The sequence below is a fragment of the Ramlibacter henchirensis genome, from assembly GCF_004682015.1.
Taxonomy (GTDB): Bacteria; Pseudomonadota; Gammaproteobacteria; order Burkholderiales; family Burkholderiaceae_C; genus Ramlibacter; species Ramlibacter henchirensis.
Map to the genome: position 1 here is coordinate 127588 of NZ_SMLM01000003.1, position 22546 is coordinate 150133.

Genomic DNA, 22546 nt, shown 5'->3' on the forward strand with positions numbered 1-22546 from the left:
GCGAAGTCAGGCGTGGCGTGCGCCGGCCGTCAGATTTTTCCGACGAGGTCGAGCGAGGGCTTCAGCGTCTCGGCGCCTTCGCTCCACTTGGCCGGGCAGACTTCGCCCGGGTGGGCGGCGACGTACTGGGCGGCCTTCAGGCGGCGAAGCGTTTCCTTCGCATCGCGGCCGATGCCGTTGTCGTGCACCTCGATGGTCTTGATGCGGCCTTCCGGATCGATGATGAAGGTGCCGCGCAGGGCCAGGCCGGTGTCCTCGCCTTCGGTGATCAGCACCTGGAAGAAGCGGGCCAGCTGGTGGCTGGGGTCGCCGATCAGCGGGTACTGCACCTTCTTGATGGTGTCGGACGTGTCGTGCCAGGCCTTGTGGGTGAAGTGGGTGTCGGTGGACACGCCGTACACCTCAGCGCCCAGCTTCTGGAACTCCGCGTAGTTGTCGGCCAGGTCGCCCAGCTCGGTCGGGCAGACGAAGGTGAAGTCGGCCGGGTAGAACACGACGACGGACCACTTGCCCTTGAAGCTGTCCTGCGTGACGGGCACGAACTTGCCCTTGTGGTAGGCGGTGGCCTGGAACGGGGTGATCTGGGTGTTGATCAGGGACATTGATGCGTTTCCTCTCGGTTTCCAAAGTGCTTCTGTGAGACCGTAGGGTAGGGCCTGGGTTCTGATCAATCCAATTCATTGGTTCAATTCGGTCGATCGGCTGCGGCTATTGGCCTTGGCCCAGCGCAGTGACAACACAGTCCGACGCGCCCACACTCCATCTCCTGTCAGGGCCCCCTGTACAACCCACGGAAAGTGGCTCGGTGAACCTCCAGCATGGCAACCCCTTCAACCCGCCGCTGGCCGTTGGGGTGATGCGCTTCGGTTTCCGCAAGTGGTACGAGCGGGAGCTGCTGTCGAGCCACGCGCACCTGGTTCTCGCTTTCCTGAGCCTGGTGGCCGTCTTCGCCAGCCTGGAAGCTTCGCGCGGCGCCGAGTTCGGCGACAAGCTCACCAACGCGCTCTATCTGATCCTCTCGGCGGCGATTGGCGTGTGGGCGCTGCGCCGCTACCTGTTCCTGCTGACCCGGGCCGAGGTCGTGGCCAACCAGGCCCAATGCGAGGATTGCGGCGAATACGGCCGCTTCAAGGTAGTGGCCGATTACCGCGGCCGCGACGAAACCGAGGTGTGCTGCCGCAAGTGCCAGCACCACTGGGTGATCAACAGCTGCGGCTGAGCCAGCTCAGTACTCCAGCCGCTCCGGGCGGATCTCCTGCAGGATCGTGGTGGCGATTTCCTCGATCGACTTCGTCGTGGTCGACAGCCAGCGGATGCCCGCGCGCCGCATCATCGCCTCCGCCTCGGCTACTTCCATGCGGCAGTTGTCCAGCGAGGCGTAGCGCGAGTTCGGCCGCCGCTCGTTGCGGATCTCCGAAAGCCGCTCCGGCTGGATGGTCAGGCCGAAGATCTTCTTCCTGTGCGGCACCAGCGCGCTGGGCAGCTGCTGCCTTTCGAAGTCCTCCGGGATCAGCGGGTAGTTGGCCGCCTTCAGGCCATGCTGCATCGCCAAGTAGAGCGAGGTCGGCGTCTTGCCGCTGCGGCTGACGCCCACCAGGATCACGTCGGCTTCGTCGAGGTCGCGGTTGCTCTGCCCGTCGTCGTGCACCAGGCTGAAGTTGATGGCCTCGATGCGATCGTGGTACTCCTTGCTCTTGCTCACGTCGGAGAAGCGGCCCACGCGGTGGTTGGACTTCATCCCGAGCTCGATCTCCAGCGGCCGCACGAAGGTGCCGAACATGTCCAGCAGCATGCCCCTGCAGCCGTCCTCGATGACCTGGAGGATCTCGACGTTCACGAGCGTCGTGAAGACGACCGGCCGGCGTCCTTCAACCTCGGCCACGTGGTTCACCTGCCGCACCACCTGGTGGGCCTTGTCCACCGTGTCGATGAAGGGCAGGCGCACATGGCGCGGCTTGAATTCGAACTGGGCCAGGATGGCGTTGCCGAAGGTTTCCGCCGTGATGCCGGTGCCGTCCGAAATGAAGAACACGGTGCGGGTGTGCTGGGAGGCCATGTGATCCTTTCGGAAGGGATGCGCGCCGCGGTGAAGTGCGCGTGCCTACAATGGCCGGCAATTATCTGCCCCTCGACATGACGCGTTCCGGCCCATTCGAACAAGCAAAAAGCCGATCCTGCGCAGAGGGGGGCGCGCGCTGCTGCGGCGCAGACCCGGTTTCAACTTCTGGAGTTTTCCCCCCATGTCTGCACTGTTCAGCGCGACCGCCCTGGTCGTACCGTTTGAGAACCTGAGGATGACCGACGTCGAGGCGGTTGGCGGCAAGAACGCCAGCCTCGGCGAAATGATCTCGCAGTTGCCGCAAGGCGTGCGGGTCCCCACCGGCTTCGCCACCACCGCCCACGCGTTCCGCCAGTTCCTCGCGCACGGCGGCCTGACCGAACGCATCAACAAGCGGCTGAACACACTCGACACCGAAGACGTTCGCGCGCTCGCCGCCGCCGGCGCGGAAATCCGCAAATGGGTCGAGGCACAGCCGTTCCCCGCGGACCTGGAGCGCGAGATCCGCAGCGCGTTCGACAAACTCTGCGGCGGCGGCGACGGCCAGGCCAGCTTCGCCGTGCGCTCCTCCGCCACGGCCGAGGACCTGCCCGATGCCTCGTTCGCGGGCCAGCAGGAGACGTTCCTCAACGTGGTCGGCATCGAAGACGTGCTGCACAAGATGAAGGAAGTGTTCGCCTCGCTCTACAACGACCGGGCGATCAGCTACCGCGTGCACAAGGGCTTCGCCCATTCCGACGTGGCGCTTTCGGCGGGCGTGCAGCGCATGGTGCGCAGCGACCTGGGCGCGGCCGGCGTGATGTTCACCATCGACACCGAATCGGGCTTCTCCGACGTGGTCTTCATCACCTCCAGCTACGGACTGGGCGAAACGGTGGTGCAGGGCGCGGTCAACCCCGATGAGTTCTACGTCCACAAGCCGATGCTCAGGGCGGGCAAGCGCGCGGTGATCCGCCGCAACCTGGGCTCCAAGCTGATCCAGATGGTGTTCAGCAGTCGGCAGGAGAAGGCCGCGAGCGGCAAGCTCGTCAAGACGGCCGACGTGCCGCTGGAGCAACGCAACCGCTACTCGCTCACCGATGCGGACGTGGAGCAGCTGGCGAAGTACGCGCTGGTGATCGAGCAGCACTACGGCCGGCCGATGGACATCGAGTGGGGCAAGGACGGAATCGACGGCCAGCTTTACATCCTGCAGGCGCGCCCCGAGACGGTGAAGAGCCAGCAGCGCGGCAAGGCCGAGACGCGCTACAAGCTCAAGGGCAAGGGCAACGTCCTCGCCGAGGGCCGCGCCATCGGCCAGAAGATCGGAACCGGCCCGGTTCGGCTGGTCCACAACATCTCCGAGATGGATCGCGTGCAGGCCGGCGACGTGCTGGTCACCGACATGACGGACCCGAACTGGGAACCGGTGATGAAGCGGGCCAGCGCCATCGTCACCAATCGCGGCGGACGCACCTGCCACGCGGCCATCATCGCGCGCGAGCTGGGCATCCCCGCCGTGGTGGGCTGCGGCGACGCCACTTCGACGCTGAAGGACGGCACGCTGGTCACCGTGAGCTGCGCCGAAGGCGACACCGGTTTCATCTACGACGGCCTGCTCGAGACCGAGGTGAGCGAGGTGCAGCGCGGCGAGATGCCGCCGATCGCCACCAAGATCATGATGAACGTCGGCAACCCACAGCTGGCCTTCGACTTCGCGCAGCTCCCCAACGACGGCGTGGGCCTGGCCCGGCTGGAATTCATCATCAACAACAACATCGGCGTCCACCCGAAGGCGATCCTGGACTATCCCAACGTCGATGTGGACCTGAAGAAGGCCGTCGAGTCGGTGGCGCGCGGTCATGCCTCGCCGCGCGCGTTCTACGTCGACAAGGTCGCCGAGGGCGTCGCCACGATCGCGGCGGCGTTCTGGCCCAAGCCGGTGATCGTGCGGCTGTCGGACTTCAAGAGCAACGAGTACCGCAAGCTGATCGGCGGCAGCCGCTACGAGCCGGAGGAAGAGAACCCGATGCTCGGCTTCCGCGGGGCGGCGCGCTACGTCAGCGGCGAATTCGCGGAAGCCTTCGCCATGGAATGCGAGGCGCTGCGTCGCGTGCGCAGCGAGATGGGCCTGACGAACGTGCAGGTGATGGTGCCCTTCGTGCGCACGCTCGGGCAGGCCGACCGCGTGACGCAGCTGCTGGCGCAGCATGGCCTGAAGCGCGGCCAGGACGAGCTCAAGGTGATCATGATGTGCGAGGTGCCGAGCAACGCCATCCTCGCCGAGGACTTCCTGAAGTTCTTCGACGGCTTCTCGATCGGCTCCAACGACCTCACCCAGCTCACGCTGGGCCTGGACCGCGACTCGGGGCTGGAGCTGCTGGCGGCGGACTTCGACGAGCGCGACCCCGCGGTCAAGGCCCTGCTGTCCCGCGCGATCAGCGCCTGCCGAAGCCAGAACAAGTACGTCGGCATTTGCGGCCAGGGACCCAGCGACCACCCCGACTTCGCTCAGTGGCTGGCGGACGAGGGCATCGCCTCAATCTCGCTCAACCCGGACAGCGTGATCGCCACCTGGCAGCAGCTGGCCGCGCGCTGAGCGCGAGCATTCCCTAGCGGGACGGCGCCGCGCCCGGTGCGATGATCGGGCCGAGGAGGGCCCGACCGCATGAGAGACCGCGCCTACGAACGCAGGCTGGCCCGCGTGCTGGCGCTGTACGTGCTGGGCCTGTGCAGCGTGCTGCTGCTGCTCGCCTGGGCGGAGCAGCAGGGCCTTTCGCGCCAGTGGCTCGGCCCCTTCTTCCTGTTCGCGACCATCATGGTCTATGCGGCCATCGGGATCTGGGGCCGCACCACCGATCCCGAGGAGTACTACGTCGCGGGCCGGCGGATCCCGCCCTTCTACAACGGCATGGCGGCCGCTGCCGACTGGATGAGCGCCGCCTCGTTCATCAGCCTGGCGGGCGGGCTCTACCTGCAGGGATTCACCGGTGCCCCGGGCCAGCCCGGCGGCTTGGCCTACGTGCTCGGATGGACCGGCGGCTTCTGCCTCGTCGCACTGCTGGTCGCGCCGTACCTGCGCAGCCTGGAGCTCTACACGCTGCCCGACTACTTCCAGCATCGCTACGGCGGCGAGTGGCCGCGCCGGCTCGCCGCGCTGTCGGCGATCGCCTGTTCGTTCACCTATGTCGTCGCGCAGATCTACGGCATCGGGCTGATCGCGTCGCGCCTGACGGGCGTGCAGTTCGAGATCGGCATCCTGCTGGGACTGGGTGGCGTGCTGCTCTGTTCTTTCCTGGGCGGCATGCGCGCGGTGACCTGGACGCAGGTGGCGCAGTACGTGATCCTGCTGCTCGCCTTCCTGATCCCCGTGTCCTGGCTCGCGTACAAGCAGGTGGGCAATCCGCTGGCGCCCCTGGTCTACGGGCAGCAGCTGGCGCGCATCGGCGAGATCGAGCAGCGGCTGATGGCCGCCCCGGACGAGAAGGAGGTGCAGGCCGAGTACCTGCGCCGCGCCGAGAGCTACCGGTCCTGGCTGCAGGACGTCGAAGGCTCGCTTCGACGCGAGCGGGCGGCGGCGCAGGACCGCATCCGGCGGCTCAAGTCCGAGGCGGCGGACTCCGCGCGGATCGTCGCGGCGCATCGTGAGCTCGCCGCGCTGCCGAAGGACGTCGCCGCGGCGCGGGAGCAGTGGACCCGCGCAATGCAGGAGAGCCTGGAGCGCGCCCGCCCGTTGACCGGGCTTCCGGCGCACGGGCGGCCTTTCGCGGGCGATCCCGCGGGATCGGGCGCGCAGCAGGACGCCTTTGACTCGTCCCGGCTCAACTTCCTCGCGCTGGTGTTCTGCCTGATGGCCGGCACGGCGGGACTGCCGCACCTGCTCACCCGGTTCTATACGGCCACCAGCGTGGGGGCCGCGCGCAGCTCGGTCGCGTGGGCGCTGTTCTTCATCGTGCTGCTGTACCTGAGCGTGCCGGCGCTCGCGGTGATGGTGAAGTACGAGGTGATGCAGCACCTGGTGGGCAGCAGCTTCGACCAGCTGCCGTCCTGGATCCTGCAGTGGGCGAGGGTGGACCCGTCGCTGATCTCGGTGACCGACATCAACGGCGACGGCCGCGTGCAGTTCGGCGAGATCCGGCTGGGCGCCGACATCATCATGCTGGCCACGCCGGAGATCGGCGGCATGCCGTACGTGGTGGCCGGTCTCGTGGCGGCGGGTGGCCTGGCCGCGGCGCTGTCGACGGCCGACGGCCTGCTCCTGACCATCAGCAATGCGATGGTGCGCGACCTGTACAGCCACGACCTCGGCTCGCACATGACGGCGGAGCAGCGGGTGATCCTGTCGAAGTTCGCGCTGCTGGCGGTGGCGCTGCTGGCGGCGATGGTGGCTTCGCTCAAGCCGGCGGACATCCTTCCCCTTGTGTCCGCCTCGTTCTCGATCGCGGCGGCGGCCTTCGTGCCGGCGCTGGTGCTGGGCATCTTCTGGCGCGGCGCCACGCGCCGCGCGGCCGTGGCGGGCATGGCGACGGGCCTCGCGGTGACGCTCTACTACATGGTCGCCAACGCGGCTTCGGTGAGGGCCGCGCTCGGGGTGACGGCGCCACCGCCGCAGTGGTTCGGGATCGTGCCGGCCTGCGCGGGCGTGTTCGGCGTCGCCGCGGGGACAGCGGTGATCGTCGCGGCCAGCCTCGCGGGGCGCCGCCGGGCCGAGGTGGCCGCCGCCTGATTCAGGCGGGCCGATGGGCTTGCATGTGCTGCATAAGGCCGTGGCCGCTTCGGCCCCGCGGGCGCTCCGCACGACGGTCTCCGCCCGTTGCACGATCGCCAGCAGGTCCTGGGGCGTCCGGACGGATTCGATCCGCATGCAGAGTCCATCCGCCTGCGGTCCCAGGAGGTCGTTCAGCCGCCCGACGGCTGCGCGCTGCGCCTGGGCCAGCTCGACCAGGATCAGGAGCGAGCGCCCTGATAAAGGGAAATCCCTTACCGAAAGCTGACATCACGTAAGCAACCCGTAAGCGCAGCTGAAAAGCATGACGGGCGACCCTTCCCGCTGCCTTGAGGAGAGCACTTGCTGCTGCTGGTCGAGATCCTGAAGTTGCTGGCCGAGATTGCGCTTCTCTGCCTCGCGGGGCAATTCGTCCTCGCTCTCCTCGCGGGGCCCAAGAGGAACCAGAACCTGTTCTACCAGTTGTTCCAGGTCCTCACCCGCCCCCTGCTGGTGGGCGCGCGCTGGATCTCCCCGAAGGTCGTCCTCGACCGCCACCTGCCGCTGGTGGCCTTCCTGCTGCTTTTCTTCATCTGGCTGGTGGCCACGATCACGAAGATCGACATCTGCCTTCGCATCGGGGTGCACCTGTGCAAGTGATGCGGCGCCTGCGCTGGCTTGGGTTCAAGTGGCGCGCCATGGCGCTGCTGGTGTTCGCGCGGCGTGACCAGGCGATGCGTGTCTTCCAGGAGATGCTCGCGGACTTCCCTGGTGACGCCTACGCGCTGGCCAGCATCGCCCACCTGCAGGCCCAGGCTGGCGCGAGGCGAGACGCACTGGAGACGATGCAGCAGCTGTTGCAGGTGCAGCCGCAGGACGGCGGCCACTGGTTCAACTACGGCTTCCTGCTGGAGGCCGACGAACGCTACGAGGAGGCCGAGACCGCATTCCGCCGCGCGGTGGAGCTGCGCCCGTCGCTCGACCGCGCCTGGTACGGTCTGGGGCTCGTCCTGATCCGACTGGGCCGCCTCGACGAGGCGGCCGATGCGCTCAAGCGCAACACCCAATTGCAACCCATGAGCCCGTACGGCTGGTACCAGCTGGCACGGGTCCATGTGGACCGGCAACAACCGGAGGAGGCCGTGCGGATCATCCGCCACCTGCGCCGGTTCGAGCCGAAAGTGGCCGCCCAGCTGGAGCGCGAGACGGGCCTGCTCGTCCCCGCCGCCAGCTGAGCGGGTACTTGAACCGGCCCGGTTGCAAGGGCCTGGCGCGAGCCGGGCGGGGCTGGCGGGGTGTTTGGCAACTGCGCGGGCCGCGAGGTCCAGAAGGAGACAGGACATGCAGCTGACAGATCGGCATCGGGAGTATTGGCGCAAGAACCTCAGGATCACCGGCATCCTGCTGGCCATCTGGTTCTTCGTCACCTTTGTCGTGGGGTATTTCGCCCGCGACCTGAGCTTCAACTTCTTCGGCTGGCCGTTCAGCTTCTGGGTCGGGGCCCAGGGCGCGCTGGTGGTGTACGTGCTCATCATCGGGTACTACGCCTACTACATGAACAGGCTGGACCGCGAGTACGGCGTGGCGGAGGAGGAATGAACATGGCAACCGCATCCGTAACCGCAACCTCCACCTCGAGCGCCGCCAACGCTGCATTCAAGAAGCAGCTCAACAAGGTCTACGGCTTCTACACGGGGGGCTTCATCGCCTTCGTGATCATCCTGGCCGTCCTGGAGCAGATGGGCCTGAACCGCGACTGGATCGGCTTCATCTTCCTGTTGGCCACCATCGCGCTGTACGCCGGAATCGGGATCATGAGCCGCACGACCGACGCGGCCGAGTACTACGTGGCGGGGCGCCGCGTGCCGGCCGTCTACAACGGCATGGCAACGGGCGCGGACTGGATGTCCGCGGCGTCGTTCATCGGCATGGCCGGCACGCTGTACCTCTCGGGCTACAGCGGCTTGGCGTTCATCATGGGCTGGACGGGCGGCTACTGCCTGGTGGCCCTGTTCCTCGCGCCCTACCTGCGCAAATTCGGCCAGTTCACGATCCCCGACTTCCTGGGTGAACGCTACGGCGGCAACCTGCCGCGGTTCATCGGCATCGTGGCCGCGATCCTCTGCTCGTTCACCTACGTGGTGGCGCAGATCTACGGCGTCGGGATCATCACCACGCGCCTGACCGGGGTGGCCTTCGAGGTCGGCATCTTCCTGGGACTGGGCGGCATCCTGGTGTGCTCGTTCCTGGGCGGCATGCGCGCGGTGACGTGGACCCAGGTGGCGCAGTACATCATCCTGATCATCGCGTACCTGATCCCGGTGGTCTGGCTGTCCGTCAAGCAGACCGGCGTGCCCGTGCCCCAGGCGGTCTATGGCTACCAACTGCAGAAGGTGACGGGGCTCGAGGAGAAGCTGATCAAGGATCCGAAGGAGCTGGAAGTCCGCAAGGTCTTCGCCGACCAGGCCCGGGCCCTCGGCGAGAAGGTGAAGGATCCCAAGACCGCTCTGGCCGCCGACCGCTCCGCCGCCGAAAAGAAGCTGGCTGACCTGAAGGCGAACAACGCCTCGGCCAACCAGATCACGGCCGCCGAGAAGGAGCTGGCCGCCGTACCGAAGGACGAGGCGTCCGCGGTGAAGGCCTGGACCGCCGCGAAAACCGCCGCCGAGGCGCGCGACAAGCCGTTGGGCGGCATGCCGCGCCACGGCACGATCTTCGCCGGCGACCCCAACGGCGATGCCGCGGCGAAGACGGCGTACGACACCTCGCGGCGCAACTTCCTCGCGCTGATCTTCTGCCTGATGGTGGGCACCGCGGCCCTGCCGCACATCCTGATGCGCTACTACACCACGCCCAGCGTGAAGGAGGCGCGCAATTCGGTGACGTGGTCGCTCTTCTTCATCTTCCTGCTGTACTTCACGGCGCCCGCCCTGGCGGTGCTGGTGAAGTACGAGATGTTCAACGCGGTGGTGGGGGCGTCCTTCGACAAGCTTCCTTTCTGGATCACGGCCTGGAACCAGGTCGATCCGTCACTGCTGTCGGTGGTCGACGTCAACAAGGACGGCCTGCTGCAGTTCGGCGAGATCCGCATCGGCGGCGACGTCGTGGTGCTGGCCACGCCGGCCATCGGCGGCCTGCCGTACGTGGTCTCGGGCCTGGTGGCCGCGGGCGGACTGGCGGCTGCTCTGTCCACCGCCGACGGCCTGCTGCTGACGATCGCCAACGCGCTGAGCCACGACCTCTACTACAAGATGATCGACCCGAACGCGCCCACTGCCCGGCGCGTGACGCTGTCGAAGGTATTGCTGCTGGTCGTGGCGCTGGCAGCCGCAGGCGTGGCATCGCAGAAACCGGCGGACATCCTGTTCCTGGTCTCGGCGGCGTTCTCGTTCGCGGCGGCGGCATTCTTCCCGGCACTGGTGCTCGGCATCTTCTGGAAGCGAGCCACGGGGGTCGCCGCGTCCCTGGGGATGATCGCGGGCCTCGGCATCACGTTCTACTACATGGCCACGACACAGCCCTGGATGCGCAGCGTCTTCGGCGTGACCTCGCCGGTGGAACTGTGGTGGGGCATCCAGCCGATCTCCGCCGGCGTGTTCGGCGTGCCGCTGGGCTTTGCGGTGATCGTCCTCGTCAGCCTGGTGACGCCGGCGCCCCGCAAGGAGATCCAGGAGCTGGTGGAGCACGTGCGCTACCCCGAGCTGCGCGGCGCCGCCATGCGCACCAGCACGGTCTGACGCTTCTTTCCCGGTGAAGCCCCGCGGTCCGCCGCGGGGCTTTTCTTTTTCGACCTTCAACTGCTGCGCCTGCGCGTCCAGCTGGGAGAGGGGGAGTCCTCCCGAGCCGGGTGGCGGCTGCACCTTGCTATAATCGTGGGCTTTTCCCTTGCCGCACCCCTGTCTTCGGACGACGACCTCCGGTCGTGACGCCGGGGCGGCTTCAATCCACAAGGAGAGTCCATGCGTCATTACGAAATCGTGCTGCTGATCCACCCGGACCAGAGCGAACAGGTTCCGGCCATGCTGGAGCGTTACAAGGGCATGATCACTGCCGGCGGCGGCAAGGTGCACCGCGTCGAGGACTGGGGCCGCCGCCAGCTGGCCTACCAGATCAACAAGCTCGCCAAGGCGCACTACCTGTGCGTGAACATCGAGGCCGACCAGAACGTGATGGGCGAGCTCGAGCACGCCTTCCGCTTCAACGACGCCGTGCTGCGCCACCTGACGGTGCAGAAGAAGAAGGCCGACACCGGCCCGTCTTCGATGATGAAGACCGTCGAGCGCGAGGAAGCGCGCAAGGCCCAGCAGGCGGAGTACCAGTCGTAAGGCGCGCGCCGTTGCGGCTTGACCGCCGGTGAACCAGGTCGCCCTGTCCGCCCGAATCGCCGAGAGCAGCGCGCTGCGCTACACCCCGGCGGGGCTCCCGGCCCTGGACCTGCGGCTCGAACACGAGTCCCAGGTCCTCGAAGCCGGACAGGCCCGGCAGGTCAAGGCGGCGGTCAGGGCGGTGGCGATCGGCAGCGTGGCGGAGAGCATCGTCCGCCACCCGGTCGGCAGCCTCTGGGCCTTCACCGGCTTCCTGGCCACCCCGCGCAACGGCAAGCACCCCGTGCTCCACATCCAGTCGTTTGAACCCGTTTAGATCAGAAAGAGGCACCCCATGGCCACATTCAAGAAATTCAACAAGGACAAGCGTCCGAAGCGCAACACGCAGTCGCTGCTGTTCAAGCGCAAGCGCTTCTGCCGCTTCACCGTCGCCGGCGTCGAGGAAATCGACTACAAGGACGTCGACACCCTGCGCGACTTCATCTCCGAGAACGGCAAGATCATCCCGGCGCGCCTGACCGGCACCCGCGCGATCTACCAGCGCCAGCTCAATACCGCCATCAAGCGCGCGCGCTTCCTGGCCCTGGTCCCGTACAGCGACCAGCACCGCATCTGAGGAGGCCCGCACCATGCAAGTCATTCTTCTGGACAAGGTCGTCAACCTCGGCAACCTCGGTGAGATCGTCAAGGTCAAGGACGGCTACGCCCGCAACTTCCTGATCCCCACGGGCCGCGCCCGCCGCGCCACCGAGGCGAACAAGGCCGAATTCGAAGCGCGCCGCGTCGAGTTGGAGAAGGCCGCGGCCAGCAAGTTGGCCGAATCGAAGGCCCAGGGCGAGAAGCTCTCCGGCACCACGCTGAAGCTGACGCAGAAGGCCGGCGTCGACGGCCGCCTGTTCGGCTCGGTGACCAACTTCGACATCGCCGAGGAGCTGAACAAGCAAGGCTACAAGGTAAGCAAGTCGCAGGTGCGCATGCCCAACGGCCCGATCAAGACGGTGGGCGATTCCACGGTCAGCGTGGCGCTGCATACCGACGTGGTGGTGGATATCAACATCACGGTTTACGGAGAGACCGCGTAAACCGCTGCGCTCCTACAGGAAACAAGGCTGCCTGCGGCAGCCTTGTCCTTTAGAAAAAGACCGGCCCGCACCGGTCTTTTTCGTTTTTCCGAAGGACAAGGTTGCGCAGCAGCCTTGTTTCGACTTTGGAGCGTAGCGGATATCCACAGGTTCTCAACGCGATCTGCCCAGTGTTGTGCCTCGACTTTTTCAGGCCGGTCCCTAGCATCGTGGGGTTGAGGAGAAACGAATGTCGGCCGTCCTGACGCCCGTGAACGACGAATTCCCGCGGGACCGCCAGGTCGCGCAGCTGCGCGTGCCGCCGCATTCGGTGGAAGCCGAGTCCAGCGTGCTCGGAGGCCTGTTGATCGACAACGGCGCCTGGGACCGGGTGGGCGACCTGCTCACCGACGCCGACTTCTACCGCTACGAGCACCGCCTGATCTACTCGGCGATCGGCACCCTGATCAACGGCAGCCGGCCGGCCGACGTGGTGACGGTCTACGAGCACCTGCAAAGCTTGGGCAAGTCCGAAGAGATCGGCGGACTGGCTTATCTGAACTCGCTGGCGCAGTACGTGCCCAGCGCCAGCAACATCCGGCGTTACGCGGAGATCGTCCGCGAGCGGTCCATCCTGCGCAAGCTGGTGTCGGCCTCGGACGAGATCGCCACCAGCGCGTTCAACCCGCTGGGCAAGGCGGTCGACCAGATCCTGGACGAGGCCGAGCAGAAGATCTTCAACATCGGCGAGGAAGGCTCGCGGATGAAGCAGGGGTTCCAGGCCATGGACAGCCTGGTCGTCGAGCTGCTGGACCGGGTCCAGGAGATGGCGGACAACCCGAACGACATCACGGGCGTGCCCACCGGCTTCTACGACCTGGACCGCATGACGTCGGGGCTGCAGGCCGGCGACATGGTGGTGCTGGCGGCGCGTCCCTCGATGGGCAAGACCGCGTTCGCGATCAACATCGCCGAGCACGTCGCGCTCAACGAGGGCCTGCCGGTTGCGGTGTTCTCCATGGAAATGGGCGCCTCGCAGCTCGCCGTGCGTATCGTGGGCTCGATCGGCCGCATCGACCAGGGCCACCTGCGCACCGGCAAGCTGACGGACGAGGAGTGGCCTCGCCTCACCGAGGCCATCGAGAAGCTGCGCAACGTGTCGCTGCACATCGACGAGACGCCCGGCCTCACCGTGAGCGAACTGCGCGCCAACGCGCGCCGGCTGGCGCGCCAGTGCGGCGGCAAGCTCGGCCTGATCGTGGTGGACTACCTGCAGCTGATGAGCGTGTCTTCGGGCATGAACGACGAGAACCGCGCCACGGCGGTCGGCGAAATCTCGCGTGGCCTGAAGATGCTGGCCAAGGAACTGGGCTGCCCGGTGATCGCCCTGTCGCAGCTGTCGCGCGGCGTGGAGTCGCGCACCGACAAGCGCCCGATGATGAGCGACCTGCGCGAATCCGGCGCCATCGAGCAGGACGCCGACGTGATCATGTTCATCTACCGCGACGACTACTACAACAAGGACTCCAAGGAGCCAGGCGTCGCCGAGATCATCATCAGCAAGCAGCGTAACGGGCCCACCGGCACGGTGAAGCTGGCCTTCATGAAGCAGCTGACCAAGTTCGAATCGCTCGCCAGCGGTGGCGGCGACTTCTGAGCGCTCAGAAGGCCCAGAACGGCAAGGTTCCCGGCCCGAAGGGCGGGGCGTAGCCGACGAACACCGAGCGGCCGTAGAAGAACGGCAGGCCGTAGTCGAAGCTGTCCGGGATGCCGTTGGTTCCGCCGATGTGCGCCGCAGCGGCGTTGTCCCGGATCTCCGTCACGCTGTCGATGAAGAAATCGACGGTGGCCGCAACGCCGCTCGCAGAGGTGTTGGTCGCGGTGAGCTGGACCGGCGCGTTGCCCGGGCAGTAGAAGTCCCCGCACGAAGGGAATGCGGGATCGTTGAAGAACAGCCCGTTCGAGCCGCTGTCCAGGAAGCTCGACGAGTAGTTCACGCCCTTGTACGTCGTGGTGATGAAGCCCTGCGCGTTCGCGTTGAACACCGTCGCATTGCCCAGCTGGTTGTTGGCCTGCGTGCCGACGCCGAGGATCAACGAGCCGGTGGCCTGGCCGGCGCCGCCGGGGGGAACCGTCGGCATCACGAGAACCACGCCGTTGTTGTTGGCGCCGAACGAGATCACCGGATTGCTGACCTGCGAGGCCAGCGCGAGCCGGCTCGCCGTGCAGCCGCCGCCCGCGTTGCAGCCGTAGTAGAAGTTGGGCGCGCCCGCGGGCCCAAGGTCGCAGAACGCGCCGCAATCCTCGCGAAAGAAGCCCACGCCGAGGATGCCGTTGGCGCCCCGGCCAGAACCGATGTTGGGACCAGTCGCCGAGCAGGATGCGGGCACCTGCGAATAAGGCAGCGCCGGATCGTTCACCACCTGGATCGAGATGCTGCCCGCGACCTCGCCGCCCATGCGCACGTCGGCCACGCGCACCGATCCCCACGAGAAACCGCTGGCGAACTGCGCGCACTGGCCGACCGCGTCGTTGTTGGTGTTGGTGACGGGCGTGAGGTTGAAGCCCGCGGGCAGCGCGGACGCGGCGACGCGCAGCCCCGAAGAGCCGGTATCGAGCACGACGTGGTCGATGTCCACGCAGGTGGTCGTGCCGGGCTGGCAGACGCGCACGGTGACAAAGGGCGTGTTGATCGACGGCGAGGTCTCGTCGAGGCCGCGGTCGACCAGAACCTGCAGCACGTTGGCGCCCGGCACCGACGGCGCGGCAACGCTGGCCGTGCCCCCGAGGCCGCTGCTGCGTGACGGGGAATTTCCGCCATCGCCGCCGCCGCAGCTGGCCAGCAAGGCGAGCGCGCCGGCCGCCAGGCCGCGAAGCAGCGTGACCCTCAGGGCAGCAGGCGCCTTCATTGCAGCGTGCGCGGGTCGAGCCCCGCGGGAAGCTGACGCGGCAGCCAGGCGCGCCCCTGGAAAGCGCCCATCCGGCCTGCCGAGATGATCGCGACGTCCGGGCGCGAGATGCTGACCGCGGAGGACCGGCCGGCCACCGCCGAATGCTGCTCGAGCGCGGCGAAGTGCGGCCCCAGCAGGGCGCGCAGGTCGGGCAGGAAGGGGCCGCTCCACGACACCGCGAACACGGTGCCACCTGCATCCGCATACTCGCGCACTTCGGTGCCGGACTCGAGCCGGCGAGTGAGCTGCGTGTAGCTCGCGCCCGCGGCTGTCTGCACACGCGCACTGGACACGCCCGCGCCGTTGGCCACCGACGCGGAAGGGTCGCCCAGGGCGGCCCAGCAGGAGCCGCCCGCGGCCACCAGGGCCGCGGCCAGACACCGTTTGGTCGGAAGCATCTTGGTCATCAGCCCCAAGATTAGCCAGACTGGAGCCCCGTGGGGCGCCTTCGCAACCCGACGCTACCGGCTCAACAGGGCTATAGCACTTCGCTGGCGAAGTCGGCCAGGCGGGAGCGCTCGCCGCGCGCCAGGGTGATGTGGCCGCTGTGCGGCCAGCCCTTGAACTTGTCGACGGCGAACGTGAGACCGGATGAGCCCTCGGTGAGGTAGGGCGTGTCGATCTGCGCCAGGTTGCCCATGCAGATGATCTTGGTGCCCGGGCCGGCGCGGGTGATCAGGGTCTTCATCTGCTTGGGCGTGAGGTTCTGCGCCTCGTCGATGATGACGTACTTGTTGAGGAAGGTGCGGCCGCGCATGAAGTTCATGCTCTTGATCTTGATGCGGCTGCGGATGAGTTCGTTGGTGGCCGCGCGGCCCCATTCGCCGGCGCCGGTGTCGGTCTTGGCCAGCACTTCCAGGTTGTCGTCCAGCGCGCCCATCCAGGGGCCCATCTTTTCCTCTTCCGTGCCGGGCAGGAAGCCGATGTCCTCGCCGACGCTCACGGTCGCGCGGGTCATGATGATCTCGGTGTAGCGCCGGTCGTCCAGCACCTGCGTGAGGCCGGCCGCGAGCGCCATCAGTGTCTTGCCGGTGCCCGCGGTGCCGGTCAGCGTGACGAAGTCCACCTCCGGGTCCATCAGCAGGTTCATCGCGAAGTTCTGCTCGCGGTTTCGCGTCGTCACGCCCCAGACGGCGTTCTTCAGGTGGCCGTAGTCCTTCAGCGTGCGCAGCACGGCGGTCTTGCCGCGGATCTCGGTCACGCGCGCGTACAGGCTCGGTTCGCCGGGCGACTCGAAGTACACGAACTGGTTGATCATCAGGCTCGGGACGATCGGCCCGGTGACGCGGTAGAAGGTCTGCTGGCCGCTCTGCCAGCTTTCCACCGTCTTGCCGTGCTTGGCCCAGAAGTCCGGCGGCAGCGCCAGCGCGCCGGAGTACATCAGCTCCAGGTCGTCCAGCGTCTTGTCGTTGCGGTAGTCCTCCGTGGCCAGGCCGAGCGCGCGCGCCTTCACGCGCATGTTGATGTCCTTGGACACCAGTACCACGTCGCGCGGCGAATACTGCTCGCGAAGGGCCTGCACCACGCCCAGGATCTGGTTGTCGGCCTTGCCCTGCGGCAGGCTGGGCGGCAGGTGGTTGGCCAGCGACTGGGTCTGGAAGAACAGGCAGCCGCCCGCTTCGCCGTGCCCGGTGGAATCGAGCTTCAGGCCGGCGCTGATGTCGGCGCCGTTCGTGCCCGCCAGCGCGTCCAGCGATCGGCTGGCCTGCCGCGCATTGCGCGCGACCTCGGTCGTGCCCTTCTTGTGGCCGTCCAGCTCCTCCAGCACGATCATCGGCAGGAAGATGTCGTGTTCCTCGAAGCGGAACAGGCACATCGGATCGTGCATCAGCACGTTGGTGTCCAGCACGAACAGCTTGGTCGGGCCCGCGGACTTGGCCTTCTTGCGTGCGGCCGGTGCGGCGGTGGGCGCGGGCCGGGTGCGCGCCGCCGGCTGCGGCTTGTCGAGGACCGCGGCCTCGTCGAAGAAGGCCGTGGGATGCGAGGCATCGCGCTCGCCGCCGCCGCGCGGGTCGAAGTCCTCGACCTGCGGACGATCAGCCAGCGGACTGTCCGCGCCGGGTGCCTCCGTTTTTCGCGTCACCTTGTGCGAGGACCGGGCCGGGGCGTCGTAGGCCTCGGGCGGGAGCAGGGCGGCGCGTTTCGTGGGGGCGGGGGGCAGCGGCATAGGGCAGGACGTTCCCGGAAAAACGAGGGGTCATGAAACGAAAAAGCCGCCTGGCGAGCCCGGCGGCTTTTCCTTCGGATGCGGTGTCGACGCGAAGCGCCGGAATCAACTGCATGAGCCCATTATGCACAAGGCCCGTTACACCACTACGGCAATGTGCCGCCTGTTGCTGCCGGACATCACCGACAGTTCAGGCCGCCTTCTTCAGCAGCTTGACGGCCTTGAGCACCTCGTCGACGTGGCCAGGCACCTTTAGGCCGCGCCATTCCTGCTTGAGGATGCCGTCGGCGCCGATGAGGAAGGTGCTGCGCTCGATGCCCTTGACCTTCTTGCCGTACATGATCTTGTTCTTGACCACGCCGAACATGTGGCACATCTTTTCCTCGGTGTCGGCGATCAGCTCGAAGGGCAGCTCGAGCTTGGCCTTGAAGTCGTCGTGCGACTTCATGTTGTCGCGCGACACGCCGAAGACGGTGGCACCCGCCTTGACGAAGTCCTTGTACTTGTCGCGGAACTGCATGGCCTCGGTGGTACAACCGGGCGTGTTGTCCTTCGGGTAGAAGTACAACACCAGGATCTGGCCGAGGTGGGACGTATTGCTGACCTTCAGGCCGCCCGTGGCGTTCGCTTCGAATTCGGGGATGGGCTTGTTGACAACGATCGCCATGGATTTTGTACTCGTGTGACAGGAATGTGCCCCTGGCTGGGCGCGCGCAAGGGCCGGCGGCAACACGAGATTTTACCCGAAAGGGGCGCAGCGCGCCGCTCAGTCGGGCAGTTCCAGCAGCAGCGCCACGGCGACCTGCCGGCCTTCCTGCGCGAGGATGTTGTAGGTGCGGCAAGCCGCCGCCGTGTCCATGGTTTCCAGGCCGATGCCCCGCTCGGCCAGCGGGCGCAGCCAGGCCGAGCGCGGAAAACGGATGCGAAGACCGCTGCCGAAGATGACCACCTCGGCCTGCAACTGCGCCAGCCGCTCGAAGTGCCCCGGCCCGAGTTCCTCGTAGCTGCGCGCTTCCCAGTCGATGCGTTCGCCGCCCGAGCTGAGGATCACGCTGTGCGTGATCCTGTCCGTGCCCACGCCCACCCAGCCCGGCCCATAGCCGCTGATGGCCTGCACATCGAACCGGTCGGGCTGCAGCTTCATTCGGAGAAGTGGGGGAGGAAAGCGGGCGGAGCAGGGCGGCAGCCCATCCGATCTATGGTCAAATTATAGGTTTCACCCTTGACAACTCCGCCGCCGGGAGGGGCTTTGAAGACCGTCCAGAAATCCGCCAAGCTGGCCAACGTGCTGTACGACATCCGCGGGCCGATCATGGACGCGGCCCGGCAGATGGAGGAAGAGGGCCACAAGATCATCAAGCTGAACATCGGCAACCTCGCACCGTTCGGCTTCGACGCGCCGGAAGAGATCCAGCAGGACATGATCCGCAACCTGCCGAACTCGGCGGGGTACTCCGACAGCAAGGGCATCTTCGGCGCGCGCAAGGCGGTGATGCACTACACCCAGCAGCAGGGCATCGCGGGCGTCACGCTGGACGACGTCTACCTTGGCAACGGCGCCAGCGAGCTGATCGCCATGGCCACCAACGCGCTGCTGGACAACGGCGACGAGTTGCTGGTGCCGACGCCCGACTACCCGCTGTGGACCGCGTGCACCAGCCTGTCCGGCGGAAAGCCCGTGCACTACCTGTGCGACGAGGCCGACGGCTGGATGCCCGACCTGGAGGACCTGCGCCGCAAGATCACGCCGCGCACCAAGGGCATCGTCGTCATCAACCCGAACAACCCCACGGGCGCGCTCTACTCCGACGAGCTGCTGAAGGAGATCGTCGCCATTGCGCGCCAGCACGGCCTGGTGATCCTGGCCGACGAGGTGTACGACAAGGTGCTGTACGACGGCGTCAGGCACACGGCCATCGCCAGCCTGTCCGACGACGTGCTCACGCTCACCTTCAACTCCCTGTCCAAGAGCTACCGCTCCTGCGGCTACCGCGCGGGCTGGATGGTGGTCTCGGGCGACAAGAAGCTGGCGGCCGACTACATCGAGGGCCTGACCATGCTCTCGAACATGCGCCTGTGCCCGAACGTGCCGGGCCAGTGGGCGATCCAGACGGCGCTGGGCGGCTATCAGAGCATCAACGAGTTGATCGCTCCCGGCGGACGGCTGCGCCGCCAGCGCGACCTGGCGTACGAGCTGATCACCGCGATCCCGGGCGTCACCTGCACCAAGCCGCAGGCGGCGCTGTACATGTTCCCGAAGCTCGACCCCAAGGTCTACCCAATCGCCGACGACCGCCAGTTCTTCCTGGAACTGCTGCAGGAGACGCGCGTGATGCTGGTGCAGGGCTCGGGCTTCAACTACCCGGACAACCAGCACTTTCGCATCGTCTTCCTCCCGCACGAGGACGACCTGCGGGAGGCGGTGGGCCGCATCTCGAAATTCCTCGACCACTACCGCAAGCGTCACACTTCATGAGCCCCCACGCTCCGCACTCCGTGTCTCCGCTGCCCCCCGAGGGGGCCGTTGCCTCCCTAGAGGCGGCTCGTCGGGAGGCAAGATGAAAGCCATCCAGGTCGGCCTGCTGGGCATCGGCACCGTCGGCAGCGGCGTCTTCAACGTCCTCAGTCGCAACCAGGAAGAGATCCAGCGCCGCGCCGGCCGCGGGATCGAGATCGCGATGGTGGCGGACCTCGACACCGCGCGCGCCCAGTCCATCGTGGGCAACCGCACGAAGGTGGTGAAGGACGCCCGGGAGGTCATCGCCAACCCCGACATCGACATCGTTGTCGAGCTGATCGGCGGCTATGGCATCGCCCGTGAGCTGATGATGGAAGCCATCGCGGCCGGCAAGCACGTGGTCACGGCCAACAAGGCGCTGCTGGCGGTGCACGGCACCGAGATCTTCGCCGCCGCCCACAAGCGCGGCGTGATGGTGGCCTTCGAAGCGGCGGTGGCCGGTGGCATCCCCATCATCAAGGCGCTGCGCGAGGGCCTGACGGCCAACCGCATCGAGTGGATCGCCGGCATCATCAACGGCACCACCAACTTCATCCTGTCGGAGATGCGGGACAAGGGCCTGGACTTCGACGTGGTGCTCAAGGAAGCGCAGCGCCTGGGCTATGCCGAGGCCGATCCCACCTTCGACATCGAGGGCGTGGACGCGGCCCACAAGGCCACGATCATGAGCGCCATCGCGTTCGGCATCCCGGTGCAGTTCGACAAGGCCTACGTCGAGGGCATCACCAAGCTGGCCACGCAGGACATCCGCTACGCGGAGCAACTGGGCTACCGCATCAAGCTGCTGGGCATCACCAAGCGCGCGGCGCGCGGCATCGAGCTGCGCGTGCACCCGAGCCTGGTGCCGGCCAAGCGGCTGATCGCCAACGTGGAAGGCGCGATGAACGCGGTGGTGGTGCAGGGCGACGCGGTCGGCACCACGCTGCACTACGGCAAGGGCGCCGGCAGCGAACCGACGGCGAGCGCCGTCATCGCCGACCTGGTGGACATCACTCGCCTGCATACGGCCGACGCGGCCCACCGCGTGCCTCACCTGGCCTTCCAGCCCGACCAGATGAGCAGCGAGCCGGTGCTGCCGATGGAAGAGATCGTCACCAGCTACTACCTGCGGCTGCGCGTGGCCGACCAGGCCGGCGTGCTGGCCCAGGTCACCGGCCTCCTGGCCGGCGCAGGCATCTCGGTCGACGCGATGCTGCAGCGCGAGGCGGGCGAGGGCGAGAAGCAGACCGACCTCATCATCCTCACCCACGCCGTGCGCGAAGGGACGATGAACGAAGTGCTCGCGAAGATGCAGGGCCTGCCCACCGTGCTCGCACCCATCGTGCGCATCCGCAAGGAAGAACTCGCTTAACGTCCCGATGCTGTACCTGTCGACGCGGGGCCATCCGGACCGCAAGCATTTCTGCGAGATCCTGCTGGAAGGCCTGGCGCCCGACGGCGGGCTCTACCTGCCCGAGCGCTATCCGCGCGTCGACCCGGCCACGCTGGCCAGGTGGCGCGGCCTGCCCTACCACGAGCTCGCCTTCGAGATCCTGTCGCTCTACATCGACGACATTCCCGCGGCCGACCGGCGCGCGGTCTGCGCGAAGACGTACACGCCCGAGGTGTTCGGCACCAGGGAGATCGTGCCGCTCAAGAAACTCGAGGACGGCCTGTACCTGGAGGCGTTGTCCAACGGTCCGACGCTCGCCTTCAAGGACATGGCGATGCAGCTGCTGGGCAACCTGTTCGAGTACGAGCTGGGCCGCCGCGGGGAACAGCTGAACATCCTGGGCGCGACGTCCGGTGATACCGGCAGCGCCGCCGAGTACGCCATGCGCGGCAAGAAGGGCGTGCGCGTGTTCATGACCTCGCCGCACGGACGCATGAGCCCCTTCCAGCAGGCGCAGATGTTCAGCCTGCAGGACGCCAACATCCACAACCTGGCGCTCGAGGGCGTCTTCGACGACTGCCAGGACATCGTCAAGGCGGTGAGCAACGACCTGGAGTTCAAGCGCAAGTACCGCATCGGGACGGTGAATTCGATCAACTGGGCGAGGCTGGTCGCGCAGGTCGTCTACTACTTCGCCGGCTATTTCCAGGCCACGAAGCACGACTCGCAGAAGGTCAGCTTCGCGGTGCCCTCGGGCAACTTCGGCAACATCTGCGCCGGCCACGTGGCCCGCATGATGGGCCTGCCGGTCGAGCGGCTCGTGCTCGCCACCAACGAGAACGACGTGCTCGACGAGTTCTTCCGCACCGGCGTGTACCGCGTGCGCGCCGGGGCCGACACGCACGAGACGTCCAGCCCGTCGATGGACATCAGCAAGGCCAGCAACTTCGAGCGCTTCGTGTTCGACCTGCTCGGTCGCGACGCGGCGCGCACCAAGACGCTGTTCGGCGACGAGCTCGCCCGCAACGGCCGCATCGACCTGAGCCGCGACCCCGCGTTCAAGCAGGCGCGCGAGCGCTTTGGTTTCATCAGCGGAAAGAGCACCCATTCGGACCGCCTGGCGACGATTCGCAGTACCTGGGAGCGTCTCGGCGTGATGGTCGACACCCACACGGCCGACGGCCTGAAGGTGGCGCGTGAGAACCTCGAGGCGGGCGTTCCGATGATCGTGCTGGAGACGGCGCTGCCCGTGAAGTTCGCGGCCGCCATCGTCGAGGCCCTGGGCCGCGAGCCCGAGCGGCCGGCCCGCTTCGAAGGCCTCGAACGGCTGCCCCGGCGCGTGACGGTGCTGCCGCCCGACGTCGGCCAGGTCAAGTCGTACATCGCCGCGCATTGCGGCTGAGCGTTCC

22 protein-coding genes are annotated in these 22546 nt (G+C 67.0%); 15 read left to right on the forward strand and 7 right to left on the reverse strand.

The features are described from left to right. Positions 1 to 29: 29 nt before the first annotated feature. Positions 30 to 602 (reverse strand): alkyl hydroperoxide reductase subunit C, encoded by a 573-nt coding sequence (gene ahpC, locus EZ313_RS18700; protein WP_135264831.1) that lies wholly within the window; start codon positions 600 to 602, stop codon positions 30 to 32. 203 nt (positions 603 to 805) lie between these two features. On the opposite strand from ahpC, the gene EZ313_RS18705 reads away from it, so the two are divergent. Next, positions 806 to 1219: a hypothetical protein gene (locus EZ313_RS18705; protein ID WP_135264832.1), complete on the forward strand. Its 414-nt coding sequence runs from the start codon at positions 806 to 808 to the stop codon at positions 1217 to 1219. A gap of 6 nt (positions 1220 to 1225) precedes the next feature. Here the strand turns inward: EZ313_RS18705 and ppsR are convergent, their stop codons facing one another. Further along, complete coding sequence (ppsR, locus tag EZ313_RS18710) at positions 1226 to 2056, reverse strand: posphoenolpyruvate synthetase regulatory kinase/phosphorylase PpsR (protein WP_135264833.1); 831 nt, start codon at positions 2054 to 2056, stop codon at positions 1226 to 1228. Between the two features lie 184 nt (positions 2057 to 2240). Here ppsR and ppsA point away from each other — a divergent pair, with 184 nt between their 5' ends. The 11 genes from ppsA to dnaB all read left to right on the forward strand — a co-directional run bounded on the left by ppsA (position 2241) and on the right by dnaB (position 13786). Then, positions 2241 to 4637: a phosphoenolpyruvate synthase gene (gene ppsA / locus EZ313_RS18715; RefSeq protein WP_135264834.1), complete on the forward strand. Its 2397-nt coding sequence runs from the start codon at positions 2241 to 2243 to the stop codon at positions 4635 to 4637. 69 nt (positions 4638 to 4706) lie between these two features. Further along, the gene (locus EZ313_RS18720) at positions 4707 to 6764 is read left to right on the forward strand and encodes a VC_2705 family sodium/solute symporter (protein WP_135264835.1); all 2058 of its coding nucleotides are present in this window, start codon (positions 4707 to 4709) and stop codon (positions 6762 to 6764) included. 342 nt (positions 6765 to 7106) lie between these two features. Continuing rightward, positions 7107 to 7403 (forward strand): hypothetical protein, encoded by a 297-nt coding sequence (locus tag EZ313_RS18725; protein WP_135264836.1) that lies wholly within the window; start codon positions 7107 to 7109, stop codon positions 7401 to 7403. Further along, positions 7403 to 7978 (forward strand): tetratricopeptide repeat protein, encoded by a 576-nt coding sequence (locus EZ313_RS18730; protein WP_135264837.1) that lies wholly within the window; start codon positions 7403 to 7405, stop codon positions 7976 to 7978. The genes EZ313_RS18725 and EZ313_RS18730 overlap by 1 nt, the downstream gene beginning before the upstream one ends. Before the next feature lie 106 nt (positions 7979 to 8084). Next, a complete protein-coding gene (locus EZ313_RS18735) occupies positions 8085 to 8342 on the forward strand; it encodes a DUF4212 domain-containing protein (protein ID WP_135264838.1) in 258 nt (85 codons plus the stop codon). Between the two features lie 2 nt (positions 8343 to 8344). Continuing rightward, the gene (locus EZ313_RS18740) at positions 8345 to 10480 is read left to right on the forward strand and encodes a sodium:solute symporter family protein (RefSeq protein WP_135264839.1); all 2136 of its coding nucleotides are present in this window, start codon (positions 8345 to 8347) and stop codon (positions 10478 to 10480) included. A 222-nt stretch (positions 10481 to 10702) separates the two neighbouring features. Beyond that, a complete protein-coding gene (gene rpsF / locus EZ313_RS18745; protein WP_027099875.1) occupies positions 10703 to 11068 on the forward strand; it encodes a 30S ribosomal protein S6 in 366 nt (121 codons plus the stop codon). 28 nt (positions 11069 to 11096) lie between these two features. Continuing rightward, a complete protein-coding gene (priB, locus tag EZ313_RS18750) occupies positions 11097 to 11384 on the forward strand; it encodes a primosomal replication protein N (RefSeq protein WP_135264840.1) in 288 nt (95 codons plus the stop codon). Between the two features lie 18 nt (positions 11385 to 11402). Continuing rightward, a complete protein-coding gene (gene rpsR / locus EZ313_RS18755; RefSeq protein ID WP_135264841.1) occupies positions 11403 to 11684 on the forward strand; it encodes a 30S ribosomal protein S18 in 282 nt (93 codons plus the stop codon). Between the two features lie 13 nt (positions 11685 to 11697). After that, positions 11698 to 12150 carry a 50S ribosomal protein L9 gene (gene rplI, locus EZ313_RS18760; protein WP_135264842.1) on the forward strand — a complete coding sequence of 151 codons (453 nt, stop codon included), beginning with the start codon at positions 11698 to 11700 and terminating at the stop codon, positions 12148 to 12150. A gap of 229 nt (positions 12151 to 12379) precedes the next feature. Beyond that, positions 12380 to 13786: a replicative DNA helicase gene (gene dnaB, locus EZ313_RS18765; protein WP_135264843.1), complete on the forward strand. Its 1407-nt coding sequence runs from the start codon at positions 12380 to 12382 to the stop codon at positions 13784 to 13786. Between the two features lie 4 nt (positions 13787 to 13790). On the opposite strand, the gene EZ313_RS18770 is transcribed toward dnaB, so the two are convergent. The 5 genes from EZ313_RS18770 to EZ313_RS18790 form a co-directional block, all read right to left on the reverse strand. Then, positions 13791 to 15038 carry a DUF3443 family protein gene (locus tag EZ313_RS18770; RefSeq protein WP_135264844.1) on the reverse strand — a complete coding sequence of 416 codons (1248 nt, stop codon included), beginning with the start codon at positions 15036 to 15038 and terminating at the stop codon, positions 13791 to 13793. Then, on the reverse strand, positions 15035 to 15487 hold the full coding sequence (locus tag EZ313_RS18775) for a DUF2844 domain-containing protein (protein ID WP_135264845.1): 453 nt from the start codon (positions 15485 to 15487) through the stop codon (positions 15035 to 15037). Before EZ313_RS18775 ends, EZ313_RS18770 begins: the two co-directional genes overlap by 4 nt. A gap of 71 nt (positions 15488 to 15558) precedes the next feature. Next, positions 15559 to 17247 carry a PhoH family protein gene (locus tag EZ313_RS18780; RefSeq protein WP_135264846.1) on the reverse strand — a complete coding sequence of 563 codons (1689 nt, stop codon included), beginning with the start codon at positions 17245 to 17247 and terminating at the stop codon, positions 15559 to 15561. A 190-nt stretch (positions 17248 to 17437) separates the two neighbouring features. Further along, a complete protein-coding gene (locus EZ313_RS18785; RefSeq protein ID WP_135264847.1) occupies positions 17438 to 17914 on the reverse strand; it encodes a peroxiredoxin in 477 nt (158 codons plus the stop codon). Between the two features lie 99 nt (positions 17915 to 18013). Further along, positions 18014 to 18391 carry an Mth938-like domain-containing protein gene (locus tag EZ313_RS18790; RefSeq protein ID WP_135264848.1) on the reverse strand — a complete coding sequence of 126 codons (378 nt, stop codon included), beginning with the start codon at positions 18389 to 18391 and terminating at the stop codon, positions 18014 to 18016. Positions 18392 to 18496: 105 nt separating this feature from the next. On the opposite strand from EZ313_RS18790, the gene EZ313_RS18795 reads away from it, so the two are divergent. The 3 genes from EZ313_RS18795 to thrC all read left to right on the forward strand — a co-directional run bounded on the left by EZ313_RS18795 (position 18497) and on the right by thrC (position 22539). Continuing rightward, positions 18497 to 19723, forward strand: coding sequence for a pyridoxal phosphate-dependent aminotransferase (locus EZ313_RS18795; RefSeq protein WP_135264849.1), 1227 nt, complete (start codon positions 18497 to 18499; stop codon positions 19721 to 19723). 82 nt (positions 19724 to 19805) lie between these two features. Continuing rightward, entirely contained in the window at positions 19806 to 21116 is a 1311-nt protein-coding gene (locus tag EZ313_RS18800; protein ID WP_135264850.1) for a homoserine dehydrogenase, read from the forward strand. A 7-nt stretch (positions 21117 to 21123) separates the two neighbouring features. Continuing rightward, positions 21124 to 22539 carry a threonine synthase gene (gene thrC / locus EZ313_RS18805; RefSeq protein ID WP_135264851.1) on the forward strand — a complete coding sequence of 472 codons (1416 nt, stop codon included), beginning with the start codon at positions 21124 to 21126 and terminating at the stop codon, positions 22537 to 22539. Positions 22540 to 22546: the final 7 nt, after the last annotated feature.